At 73.2% G+C, this 11533-nt stretch carries 11 protein-coding genes; 5 read left to right on the top strand and 6 right to left on the bottom strand.

Going from position 1 to position 11533, the window contains the following annotated elements; genetic code table 11:
* The first annotated feature begins 139 nt into the window (after positions 1–139).
* From AC0VYL_RS00660 to AC0VYL_RS00640, 5 genes are all read left to right on the top strand, one after another.
* Entirely contained in the window at positions 140–952 is an 813-nt protein-coding gene (locus AC0VYL_RS00660; RefSeq protein WP_475457880.1) for a Fic family protein, read from the top strand.
* Positions 953–1890: 938 nt separating this feature from the next.
* Positions 1891–2937: a septum site-determining protein Ssd gene (gene ssd / locus AC0VYL_RS00655; protein WP_475482006.1), complete on the top strand. Its 1047-nt coding sequence runs from the start codon at positions 1891–1893 to the stop codon at positions 2935–2937.
* Positions 2934–4127, top strand: a complete 1194-nt coding sequence (locus AC0VYL_RS00650) for a TadA family conjugal transfer-associated ATPase (protein WP_475482005.1) — start codon at positions 2934–2936, stop codon at positions 4125–4127. Before ssd ends, AC0VYL_RS00650 begins: the two co-directional genes overlap by 4 nt.
* Entirely contained in the window at positions 4115–4795 is a 681-nt protein-coding gene (locus AC0VYL_RS00645; protein ID WP_475482004.1) for a type II secretion system F family protein, read from the top strand. The genes AC0VYL_RS00650 and AC0VYL_RS00645 overlap by 13 nt, the downstream gene beginning before the upstream one ends.
* A gap of 529 nt (positions 4796–5324) precedes the next feature.
* On the top strand, positions 5325–6062 hold the full coding sequence (locus tag AC0VYL_RS00640; protein WP_475482003.1) for a type II secretion system F family protein: 738 nt from the start codon (positions 5325–5327) through the stop codon (positions 6060–6062).
* Between the two features lie 42 nt (positions 6063–6104).
* On the opposite strand, the gene AC0VYL_RS00635 is transcribed toward AC0VYL_RS00640, so the two are convergent.
* From AC0VYL_RS00635 to AC0VYL_RS00610, 6 genes are all read right to left on the bottom strand, one after another.
* A complete protein-coding gene (locus AC0VYL_RS00635; protein WP_475482002.1) occupies positions 6105–7181 on the bottom strand; it encodes a CU044_5270 family protein in 1077 nt (358 codons plus the stop codon).
* Positions 7169–7732, bottom strand: a complete 564-nt coding sequence (locus AC0VYL_RS00630) for an RNA polymerase sigma factor (protein ID WP_475482001.1) — start codon at positions 7730–7732, stop codon at positions 7169–7171. The genes AC0VYL_RS00635 and AC0VYL_RS00630 overlap by 13 nt, the downstream gene beginning before the upstream one ends.
* A gap of 514 nt (positions 7733–8246) precedes the next feature.
* Positions 8247–8600 carry an Rv3654c family TadE-like protein gene (locus AC0VYL_RS00625; protein ID WP_475482000.1) on the bottom strand — a complete coding sequence of 118 codons (354 nt, stop codon included), beginning with the start codon at positions 8598–8600 and terminating at the stop codon, positions 8247–8249.
* Positions 8597–8956 carry a TadE family type IV pilus minor pilin gene (locus tag AC0VYL_RS00620; RefSeq protein ID WP_475481999.1) on the bottom strand — a complete coding sequence of 120 codons (360 nt, stop codon included), beginning with the start codon at positions 8954–8956 and terminating at the stop codon, positions 8597–8599. The genes AC0VYL_RS00625 and AC0VYL_RS00620 overlap by 4 nt, the downstream gene beginning before the upstream one ends.
* Complete coding sequence (locus AC0VYL_RS00615) at positions 8934–9107, bottom strand: DUF4244 domain-containing protein (RefSeq protein WP_475457861.1); 174 nt, start codon at positions 9105–9107, stop codon at positions 8934–8936. Before AC0VYL_RS00615 ends, AC0VYL_RS00620 begins: the two co-directional genes overlap by 23 nt.
* 103 nt (positions 9108–9210) lie before the next feature.
* Entirely contained in the window at positions 9211–11502 is a 2292-nt protein-coding gene (locus AC0VYL_RS00610) for a DEAD/DEAH box helicase (RefSeq protein ID WP_475481998.1), read from the bottom strand.
* Positions 11503–11533 lie beyond the last annotated feature (31 nt).

Genomic DNA, 11533 nt, shown 5'->3' with positions numbered 1-11533 from the left:
GGTCGGCGTACAGCGACCGCGTGGCGCGGGCGCGCGACGAACGGTCGGTGAACGGTCACCGGTCCGCGACGAGCGGTCCCTCGAAGCCCGCCCCGGGCCGTGGAGCAGCCGGTGTTACCGACGCGTAGTGTTGGTTTCCGTGAGCGAATCGACTTCTGCATCCCCGTCCGACCCACTGTCCCGGATCGCCGGGCTTCCGGGGGTGAGCGACGCGGTGAACGAGACGCGGACCCTGGTCGACAGGCTGCTGGGGCACCGCATCCTGCGCCGTCGGAGCAGCGACGTGTCCATGGAGTCCTCCCTGCGGGGCGCGTGCGCGTCGGCCGCCCTGGAGGGGGCCGAGGTCTCGATGGACGAGATCCGCGAGGGCCACGTGTACGACACCCGGATCAAGGGCGCGCTCCGTGTCGGCGGCGAGCTGGGCACGATGGTGGACACCTGGCCCCAGGCTCCCCGGCAGGCGCTGGCGCGACTGCACACCCTGGCCGCGGCCGACGCCGTGTCCGAGGACGCCCTGGGCCGCCCCCGACTGGAGGGTGAGCGGGTCGAGGACCCGATGGACCTCGGTCCGGCGCCGAGCGCGGCGGAGGCCGCCGCCCGGTTGGAGGGCCTGTACGCGCTGCTCGGCGCGCGGACGAAGGTTCCCGCCCTGGTGACGTCGGCGCTGGTGCACGGCGAGCTGATGGCGATCCGTCCGTTCGGCTGGGGGGACGGGCTGGTGGCGCGTGCCGCCGAGCGGCTGACCCTGGTGGAGCGCGGGCTGGACCCCAAGTCCCTGGTCACGTCCGAGCTGGGTCACCAGACCCTGAGGGACGAGTACGCCCCGGCGCTGCGCGCGTACATGTCGGGCACCGCCGAGGGGGTCGCGGAGTGGGTCGTGTACTGCTGCCGCGCGGTGCGGGCCGGCGCCCAGGACTCGCTCGCCACGTGTGAGGCGCTCAAGCGCGGCTGATCGGCCGCTCCAGCAGAACCGAACGGTGTTCGTCGAACCGCGTTCGGCTCTCTCGGATAATCGCCAGTTCGCCCCTCTCACTTGATTTACCAACGCGCAATGACGCGGACGCATCTCGTTTCGATCACGCTTGAACGTGCGCGAATGTTTCCTGATTGCTCACGCACATGCACGTGCATCTGAACGGCACCCCGGATGGCTGTCCGGGGTGCCGTTTACGGCGCGCGGGATCGCGATAGAAGTCGCCACCACATATGCCCCGACCTGGAAGAACGTGGCCCCACGAAAGCTCGGCCGACCCTGTGGGACCCCGCGTGGCGCGGCTTCTCGACCCGCACGCCGGAGCGGACCCGGACACCGTCTCCTTTGTTTGTAGGCCGGGGGATCCTTCTTCCAAAAGGTGGCGGGGCGAAGTTTTTCTGTTGGATTCCCGAACCGATAGTCAGTCTCTCGTGATAGCGTCTGTTCCGGAGTCGCGCGAAGGGTCGACAGCGACGGGCCAAAACTCCGGGCTTCTGTCCTAATGGACACAAGCCGCCAATACGGACATTGCGCCCACGAATCAGCGTCACCGTCGTTCCTCGCGAGAAGTACGAACCCGGACACCCCGCACGGGGTTCCGCGCGTACGGACCAGCGCTCCCGATGGACCCTTCCCCGGAGAGCGGACTCCGGCCTGTCCCCCCGAGGCCGGAACCGAGTGGCCCCCAGTTCCCCCTGTGGGGTCTGCTCGACGACCTCCGCTCCGTCTCACCTGACGGGCAGGGACGCACGACAGCCCCCGTACGTGTGTCCCGCCCGCCGGGTGGGGCCGCCGCCGGTCCCCTCCGCCGCACTCCCCGTCACCGGGTTATCCACAGATCCGCACCGGGCCTTCCGCCGCGCCCCCGATTCGGCGAAGGTCGAAAGGGCAGGTTCCCCGCCCTCCCGGAAGGTCCGATGGACGTCCCGCAGCGCACCCTCATCGCCACCGCAGACCCCGCCCTCCTCGACGACCTCCTCCGACTGACGGCTGCGGCCGCCACCGAGGTCACCGTCGCCCCCGACCCCGAACAGGCCCTGCGCGCGTGGGACCGCTCCCCGCTCGTCGTGGTCGGCCTCGACCTGGACCCCGCCCTGCGCGCCGCCGGTCCCCCGCCCCACCCACGGGTCGCGGTGGTCGGCCACGGCACCGAGGACACCCGCCGCGAGGGCGTCTACCTGCTGCCCCGGGACGAGTCGGCCCTCGTCGACCTGTTCTCCTCCGTCTCCGACCGCTCACCGGCACCCGTGGTCTCGGTGGTCGGCGGCCGGGGCGGCGCGGGGGCCAGCCTGCTCTCGGCCGCCCTCTCCCTCGCCGGGGAGCGGGCCGGACTGGCCACCGCCCTGCTCGACGCCGACCCCCTGGGCTGCGGAGCCGACGTCTACCTGGGCTGCGACCACACCGACCCACGGTCCCGCACCGGCTGGGCCGACCTGCTCCGACAACGCGGCCGCGTGCCCTGGCGGACCCTGCGGGAGGGCCTGCCCCGGGTCGGCCGGGTGGACGTGCTCACCTGGGACCGGCGCGACGGCGGCGAGCAAGGGCACCCGCTCCCCGTGGGGGCGGCCCGGGCCGCGCTGGACTCCGCCCGCCGGGGCACCGACCTGGTGGTGACGGACCTCCCCCGCTGCTTCGACCCGGGCACCACCGTCTTCCTCAACCACTCCACCCTCGTGCTCGTGGTGGTCCCCGCCGACGTGTACTCGGTGGTCTCCGCCGCGCGCATGACCCACCGGCTGCGGCAGGAGACGGCACGGGTGCGCGCGGTGGTACGCGGGGCCAGGGGCGGCCTGTCCACCGGGGTGGTCACCACGGCACTGGGGGTGGAGCTCGGCGCCGACCTGCCACCCGAACCGGGGCTGTCCCGGGCCCTGCGGGTGGGCGAGGTCCCCGCCCGGAACCCCCGGTCACCGCTGGCCCGCTACGCGGACCGGGTCGTGTGCTCCCTCCGGGAGGCCCGGTGAGCGCCGTCTGGGACCGGCGCGCCCCCCGCGCGGCGTCGGAGCCCTCGGTACTGGAGCGGGTCCGCGACCGGTTCGTGGCCTCCGGCGCGCCGGTCACCCCGGCCAACGTCGCCACCGCGATCCGCTCCGAGGGCGGCGCCCTGGGCGACCGGGAACTGCTCGCGATGACCAGGAGGCTGGCCGCCGACCTCTCCGGGGCCGGGCCCCTGGAGGAACTGCTCACCTCCGACGTCACCGACGTCCTGGTCAACGGCCCCGACCAGGTCTGGGTCGACTCCGGGGAGGGGCTGCGCCGGGTCCGCGAGGTGCGCTTCACGTCCGAGGACGAGGTCCGCAGGCTCGCCCAGCGGCTCGCCTTCCAGGCGGGTCGCCGCCTCGACGCGGCCGCGCCCTACGTGGACGCCCGCCTTCCCGGCGGGGCCCGACTGCACGCGGTACTGCCGCCGATCGCCCCCGAGGGGGCCTGCCTGTCCCTGCGGATCCCGCCACGGAAGGTGTTCGGCCTCGGGGAGCTGACCGCCAGCGGCACCCTCACCCCCTCGGGCGCGGACCTGCTCCGCGCCCTCGTCTCCCACCGTGAACCCTTCCTGGTCAGCGGTGGTACCGGGACAGGGAAGACCACGCTGCTCTCCTCGCTGCTGTCCCTGGTGGACCCGGAGGAGCGGATCGTGCTCGCGGAGGACTCCCCCGAGCTCCGCCCCGACCACCCGCACGTGGTGCGCCTCCAGACCCGCCCGGCCAACATCGAGGGCAGCGGGGAGGTCTCGCTGGAGACCCTGGTCCGCCAGGGGCTGCGGATGCGCCCGGACCGGCTCGTGGTCGGTGAGGCGCGCGGCCCGGAGATCGTGTCGCTGCTGGGTGCCCTCAACACCGGGCACCGGGGAGGCGCCGGGACCCTGCACGCCAACGGGGCGGAGGAGGTGCCCGCCCGGGTGGAGGCCATGGGGTGCGCCGCCGGGCTCAGCCGGGGCGCGGTGCACAGCCAGCTCGCCGCCACCGGGGTCCTGGTGGTCCACCTGGTCAGGGATCAGGGAGGGCGCCGCCTCTCCGAGATCAGGGTCCTCCGCCAGGGGTCCTCCGGTCTGGTGCGCGCCGAACCCGCGGTGGCCTTCACCCCGGACGGGCACAGACGGGAACACCCCGGCGCGGAGGAGGTGGCCGCCCGGCTGGGACGGGGGTGGCGACGGTGACCCTCCTGCTGGTGTGCGCGCTGGCGGCCGCCCTGGCCTGGTCCGCGCCGACCGGCTGGTACCGGCTGGCCGTGGTGCCCGCGCGCCCGCGCCGCCCCCTCCCCCGTCTGAAGGCGCCGCTCGCCCTCCTGACGCGGCCGCTCGCCCGCCGTGCGCAGGGGGCGGAACGTCGGTGGGCCGTGATCCAGCTCTGCCGGGTGATGGCGGTCGAGCTCCGCTCCGGGCAACCCCCGGAGACGGCGCTGAGGGTCGCGGTCCTGGAGACGGGTCCGCTGGTCGGCGCGGTGTCGGACGTGGCCTCGCTCCGCAGAGCGGCCGAACGGGACGAGGACCTGTGGGCGCTCGCCTACCTGGCGGCCTGCTGGGAGGTGGCGTCGGAGACCGGTGCCGGTCTGGCCGGGGTGGTGGACGAACTGGCGGAGAGCCTGACCGAACGCGAGGAGCAGCGGGCCGAGGTGCGGGCGCGGACCGCCGGTCCGCGCACCACCGCCCTGGTGCTGGCCGGGTTGCCGCTGGTCGGGATGGCGATGTCGGCGGGTCTGGGCGGTTCACCACTGGTGTTCCTGTTCACCACCCCCGTGGGCCTGCTCTGCCTGGGCGCCGGGGTGCTGCTGGATCTCCTCGGCGCCTGGTGGACCCTGCGCATGGTCCGAGGAGCGGTGGCGTGAACCCGGTGCGACACCCCAGACCCACGAGTCCGAGGCCTCGGGGGGCCAGACGGACACCGCCGTCCCGGGCATCCGGGCATCGGAACCGAAGGGGCCTCTCGGCCCGGACCTCAGACGTCCGCGCCTCACGCAGGTGCCCAGGAGTAAGAAGTCGCGTCGACCCGGTACCGGCAGGGTCCTCTCGGCCCAGACCTCTGATGTCCGAGCTCACCGAAGCCATCGAGGAGTTGAGTGCGCCGGGATCCGCTGGGGGCCGCTGACCCCGGACACCCGATGTCCATGCCTCGCGCGAGGGAGGCTGCGTGGTCCCGGATCCGACCACCGAGGGTGCGACGGGTGCGACGGGTGCGACGGGTGCGACGGGTGCGACGGGTGCGACGGGTGCGACGGGTGCGACGGGTGCGACGGGTGCGACGGGTGCGACGGGTGCGACCGAGGATCGTACTCCCCTGTCAGCAGGGGAGGTGGGTTCCCGGGACGGACGGGCGGGCCGTGGTCGGACCCGCTAGGAAACGACGAAGGAGGAGGGATGTTCTTCGAGGTGGCGGCGGTGCTGTGCGCGGCGGGGTCGGTGTGGGTCCTGTGCGGTTCGGACCGCCCACGGGTGCTCCGAGAGGTGCTCGGTACCCCGGAGCCGAGGAACCACGTCGGGCGGGTCGCCGGGATCTGGAACAGGGCGGGGCCGTGGCTACGGCTCGTCGCCCTGGTCGGTGCCGCGACACTGCTGGTCGCCCTCCTCGGAGGGGTGGGCGTGCTCGCCGCGCTGGGCGCGGGCGCCTACCTGTGGTGGCGTTCCCGCCAGGACCGGCAGCGCTCCCCACGGCTGCCGGTCACCGACGACCTCCCCGTGCTCATCGGCCTGCTCGCGTCGGGGGTCCGGGCCGGGGCCACACTCCCTTCCTGTCTGGGAGCGGTCGCCGGAGCGGCACGCGGCGACCTGGGCGCGGAGCTGTCCGCGGTGCGGGACCAACTGAGACTGGGAGCCGAGCCCGCCCTGGCCTGGGAGCGATCGGCGCTGCCCGCGCCGCTGGTGGCGGTCGGCGCGGACCTGGCCCGGGCCGCCGAGACCGGCGCGCCCGTGGCCGACCTGCTCGACCGGCACGTGCGGGACCTTCGCCGCCGGTCCAGGGCGGCGGCCACCGCCCGTGTCGAGCGGCTGGGCGTCCTGGTGGTCGCCCCACTGGGCCTGTGCTTCCTGCCCGCCTTCGTCCTGATCGGCATCGTGCCCATGGCGGCCGAACTCCTGTCGGCCGCCCTCGCACACTGAAGAAGGGGCGGTGGACCCCTGTCCACCGCCCCCCGCTTCAGGTCAGGGGCGCTGACCGATCTCGCCGACCCAGCCCGACCACACGAAGCCGACCTGCTCGGTGAGGAGCGGGTACTCCAGCCCGAAGTCGGCGGCGTCGCCGTAGTCGGGGTCCTGCTCCAGCACGGTGGTGTCGCGGTAGAGCAGCGCGCCGTCCTCGGCGTCGTACATGTACCGGACCTCGGACACCCGGCCCTCGTCCTCCACGGTGAAGGAGAACAGCTCGCCCTCACGGTTCAGGGTGTCGGTGGCGGTACCCAGATAGGTCACGTCCGCGACCTCCGCGAGCACCCGCTGGATCGCCGCCTCCTCGGCACCGGACAGCGGGCGCGACTCGTAGAGCCTTTCCGCCGCGTTGGCCACTGCGGGCAGGGACTCGTCGAGCGGCCCCTCACCGAAGTCCGCCAGCACCTCGAGCATGCCGTCCGTGTCGGTGGGCAGCTCGGCGGGCCACACCAGGCTCTCGTGCAGGGTGTCCTCGTGGGACTCGCTGCCCTGCTCCAGGAACCACTCGTGGTCGGCCTCCTCACCACCGGTCTCCAGCGGGGGCTTCGGCTCGGTGTCCAGGCGCGTGTTGCCCTCCAGGTCCTCCCACCCCGTCCAGTCGTAGGGCACGAACCGGTAGCCGTACGTCTCGTCGGGGTCCTCGTCACCGGCGTTGGCGGTGAGCAGGTGCAGATGCGTGCCGGTGGTGGACACGAAGGCGACGTCGCCCTCGCCCGGAGCCGCGCCGCGCGCCTCGGTGACGTCGGCCAGTTCCGTCAGCGGCTCGGTGCCGTCGACCGGTTCGCCTCCGGCCACCTCGATGGGTTCGGGCTGCGCGGCGTAGGCGAGGGGGATGCCCGCGGGGTCGTCACCGGGCAGGATGACCACTCCCGCGCCGACGGCGAGGGCGGCGGTGGCCGCACCGGCGGCCAGGACGGGGATGCGCTTCCACAGGGGACGGGCCATGGTGTTCTCTTCCTCCAGTTTCGCGATGGCGTTCAGGCGCGCCCGCTGTCGGGACTCGGGGGTGGGGCGAGCGTCCTTGGCGGGGTCGGTGCCCTCGAACGCGTTGCGCAGGGCGGTCAGGTCGTCCACGGGGCCTCCTTCAGGACGCGGACCCGAGCGGGTGCGGGGGCGTCTTCCTTCATGTACGCGGTCAGTTTTCTTCGAGCCCGGTGCAGACGCCCGCGAGCGGTGACGTGGGTGCAGCCGACCACCTTCGCCGCCTGTCGGCAGTCGAGCCCCTCCCAGGTCACGAGCATCACGAGTTCGCGTTCGACCTCCGTCAGCCGGGCCAGCGCCGCGAGGGCACCGGCACGGTCGAGGAACTGGTTGGCGTCGTCGTGGTGGTCCGACCCGGTCTCACGCCCGAGCGATGCGGCGATCAGCCCCTGGCGTCGCGCCGTACGCATCTGGGCGAGCCCGATCCGGCGCGCACAGGCGTACAGCCAGGGCAGTTCCTGGCCCGGGGTCACACGCCCCCGGCGCTGCCAGGCCACCGCGAAGGCCTCCGAGGCGACGTCATCGGCCTGGTCGGGCCCCACACGCCGTCGCGCGTAGCGGTAGACCGCGTCGTAGTGCTCTTCGAACATGTCGTTGAAGTCGCGTCGGTCGGAGTGTTCGTCTCCGGCCCGGCCTTCTCGCATCGGCGTTCCTCCCGTTCTCTCACCCGTCTATGTCTGTGGAGGGGTGTGTGTTCGGTCGGGAGCCGAAACTTTTTCGAGGACCCACGTATGTCCTGGGTCACAGGGGCCCACCCTGTCACTGGAGGCGGGAGGGGCACCCGTGGCCAGTCTCGCCTCGAAGGTGAGGACCGCGCACATCACGGACGCACCCCACAGCGGCTGGAAGAGGACGGCCGTGGGGTGCCGATCACCGCCGGTCACTCGGGATCAGAGGAGCACCACGACCGTCGACCGGGTTCGTCGCGGGCCGGGGACTCACCTGTCCCGGGGGCTCGGGCGGTCACACGCCCCCGGGAATCGGGCTTCGGAACCGGAAAGGCCCCAGAGGGGGCACGATCCCCGTCCGCCGGGGAATCTGGCCCGGTTCTGCCCGAACCCCCTGACGAACGGCGTGGACGGGCGTCCACTGGGGGACCTGGGCCGATTCTGCCCGAACCCCCTGGCGAACCGCGCGGACGGGCTTCCGCCGGGTGCGTCACCCGGGAGGGTGGGCGGGTCCGGCTCGGGAGCGGGCGGTGACCCCTTGGGACAGGGCCGAGGTGGTGCGGGAGACCGTCACCTCGACGGTGAGGTCGTCCAGGTCACAGCTGTCGAGGTCCGCCCCGTTGGCCTCGGCGGTCCGACGGGCCACCTCGCAGGCGGCGTGCGATCCCTCGTGCGCGCGGGCCGCCGCCGCGAGGGCGGCGAGGTCGGCGGCGGTCGCCGCGCGGTCCCGGTCCAGGCGTGCGGTCGAGGTGAGGAGCACGGCGTGGACCAGGAACCACAGAACCAGGCTCAGCGAGATCCACCAGACCGTCGCGGAACCCGAGTCCGGGAGGCCTCGGTTCATCGCGCGTGCGCCTCCAGGGGGACCGCCGCGTCGGCGCCGACGCTGAGCGGCGGGGCCCGGAGGGGGCCGATCCTGAGTTCGGCGCGGACGGTGACCCGCGCCGTTCCCTCACCTTCGGAGAACTCGACGCCGGCCCCCTCCGGCGCCGCCGACAGGGCCAGGGACCGGGCCCGTTCGGGCGGTTCCCCACGGGCCAGGGCCCGGGCCCCGATCCGGGCGGCGTCGGCACAGGAGAGTCGGGCCTCGGCCGCCGCGATCCCGCCGAGGGCGACGGCCAGCACGAGCATCAGGGTGGGCAGCAGCATGGCGGCCTCCATCGTCACGGAGCCGTGGTCAGTGGCGGGGCTGGAGGGCATCGACGAACACCTGGGTGAGGGCGGCCGAGACGGGTTCGCTGGTGGCGATGAGGTAGAGCACGCCCGCGATGGCGACGGCGGCGATCGTGCCGACCGCGTACTCCGCGGTGCTCATGCCCCGGTCGGGGGCGGGCGTCGGGCAAGGGAACACGGGACCTCCCTGGTGGTCCGGGAGGAGGGGGTTCCGCCCGGTCCTTCCAGAGTGCGGTGTGCTCTGGCGGAGGGGAAGGCGTTGTCCCCAGCCTGTGGACAACTCAGCTCGCGGCGCCCAGGACCTCGTCGAGGAGGCGCAGCGCCCCGGACTTGCTCAGGGGTTCGTTGCCGGTTCCGCACTTGGGCGACTGGATGCACGAGGGGCAGCCCTGCTCGCACTCGCAGTCCGCGATGGCCGCCCGGGTGGCGGTGAGCCACTCGCGGGCGGCCGCGTGGCCGCGTTCCGCGAACCCGGCTCCGCCCTCGTAGCCGTCGTAGACGAAGACCGTCAGCTTCCCGGTGTCCGCGTGCACGGCGGTGGACACCCCGCCGATGTCCCAGCGGTCGCAGGTGGCGAGCAGGGGCAGCAGACCGATCGCCGCGTGCTCGGCGGCGTGCGCGGCGCCGAGGAGGGGGACGTCCTCCCCGCGCAGCCGGTCCTCCCCCTCGCGGGGCAGCGTCCACCACACCGCACGGGTCTGGAGCGTGCGTTCGGGCATGTCCAGGGACTGCTCCCCCAGGACGGAACCGGTGCGCACGTCGCGCTTGAGGAAGCCCACCACCTGGCGGACCACCTCGACCTCCCCGAAGCAGACCGACGCCCCGCCGGGCCAGGTCTCCTCGCGGAGCACCGACCGCACGGTGATGTCGGTGGTGTCCCTCGCCCAGGTGCTGTACGGCGGCTCGGCGGCGTGCACCAGGGCCACCCCCTCGTCCAGGTCGAGGTCGTCGACCAGGTAGGTCGCCCCCCGGTGGAGGTAGACCGCCCCCGCGTGGACGGTGCCGTGCGCGGCGGCCTCGTCGATCTCCCCGAGCAGCTGCCCGCTGGCGGTGTCGACGATCTGGACCGGGGGGCCGCCCGCGCCCCGGATATCGGCCAGGTCACTTGCCCGTTCGTGGCTCGTCCAGAACCAGCCTCTGGGGCGCTTCCTCAGGAGTCCCCGGTCCACGAGTTCCGCGAGTTGGCCCTCGGTGGTCTCACCGAACAGGGTGAGGTCCTCGCCCGTGATCGGGAGCTCCTGGGCGGCGGCGCACAGGTGCGGGCCGAGGATGTGCGGGTTTTCCGGATCAAGGACGGTGGCCTCCACCGAGCGCCCGAAAATGGCCTCGGGATGGTGGGCCAGATAGGTGTCCAGGGGGTCGTCCCGCGCGATGAACACCGCCAGGGCGTCCTCCCCGCGCCGCCCGGCCCGACCCGCCTGCTGCCACAGGGACGCCAGCGTGCCCGGCCAACCGGCGATGAGCACGGCGTCCAGCCCGCTGATGTCCACACCCAGTTCCAGGGCGTTCGTGCTGGCCAGACCGAGGAGCTCCCCCGTGCGCAGGGACTCCTCCAGTTCGCGCCGCTCGCTCGCCAGGTACCCGCCCCGGTAGGCCGCGACCCGTCCGGCCAGGTCGTGTTCGCCGTTCTCGGTGAGCATCCGCCGGGCGTTCATCGCGACCACCTCCGCGCCCTGGCGCGAACGCACGAACACCAGCGTCCTGACCCCGTCCCGGACCAGGTCGACGAGCATCTCGGCGGCCTGTGAGGGCGCGGTGCGGCGGACCGGGGCGCCGTTCTCCCCGGTGAGGTCGGTGAGTTCGGGCTCGACCAGGGCCACGGACATCCCCGGCCGGGGCGATCCGTCCTCGCTCACGGCGGTGACCGGGACCCCGGTCAGCCGGGTCGCGCTCTCGGCGGGCGAGCCCGAGGTGGCCGAGGCCAGGACGAACACCGGCTCCGAGCGGTAGCGGGCGCACACCCTGCGCAGACGCCGCAGGATCTGGGCCACGTGCGAGCCGAAGACCCCCCGGTACCGGTGGGCCTCGTCGATCACCACGTAGCGGAGCCGCCGCAGGAACCGCGACCACGCCCCGTGCCGGGGCAGGATGCCGTGGTGCAGCATGTCCGGATTGGTCAGGACGTAGTTCCCGTGCTCGCGTACCCAGGAGCGTTCCTCGGGGGTGGTGTCACCGTCGTAGACGGCCGCGCGCATGCCCGAAAGTCCCAGGTCCGTAATCCATCTGAGCTGGTCCTGGGAAAGCGCTTTCGTGGGGGAGAGGTAGAGCACCGTTTCCCCTGAGTCAATCGCGTCCACAGCGGGCATAAGGAAGCCAAGCGACTTCCCCGAGGCGGTACCCGTGGCTATGATCACATCACGGCCCGAGCGTGCGAGGTCGGCGGCGGCTGCCTGGTGGGACCACGGACCCGTGATCCCCCGTTCGGCCAGTCGTTCGACCAGATGGGGGGCTGTCCACCGCGGCCAGTCCCCACTCACTCCCGCGTTGCGGGCCACATGCTCGATATGGGTGACCTGCGGGTATCGGGTGTCGTCACGCCACACACCGGGGAGCACGGGCTCCGATCGCCTCATCGAGTCCCCTCCTCACTGGACACGTTCACGA

This window comes from Nocardiopsis sp. iso_238, assembly GCF_056173325.1.
This window is presented reverse-complemented; position numbering and strand designations above follow the sequence as displayed.

Coding starts and splice junctions, on each gene's coding strand:
- ssd (WP_475482006.1), top strand. CDS start 1,891: ATGGACGTCCCGCAGCGCACCCTCATCGCCACCGCAGACCCCGCCCTC.
- AC0VYL_RS00640 (WP_475482003.1), top strand. CDS start 5,325: ATGTTCTTCGAGGTGGCGGCGGTGCTGTGCGCGGCGGGGTCGGTGTGG.
- AC0VYL_RS00630 (WP_475482001.1), bottom strand. CDS start 7,732: ATGCGAGAAGGCCGGGCCGGAGACGAACACTCCGACCGACGCGACTTC.
- AC0VYL_RS00625 (WP_475482000.1), bottom strand. CDS start 8,600: ATGAACCGAGGCCTCCCGGACTCGGGTTCCGCGACGGTCTGGTGGATC.
- AC0VYL_RS00620 (WP_475481999.1), bottom strand. CDS start 8,956: ATGCCCTCCAGCCCCGCCACTGACCACGGCTCCGTGACGATGGAGGCC.
- AC0VYL_RS00610 (WP_475481998.1), bottom strand. CDS start 11,502: ATGAGGCGATCGGAGCCCGTGCTCCCCGGTGTGTGGCGTGACGACACC.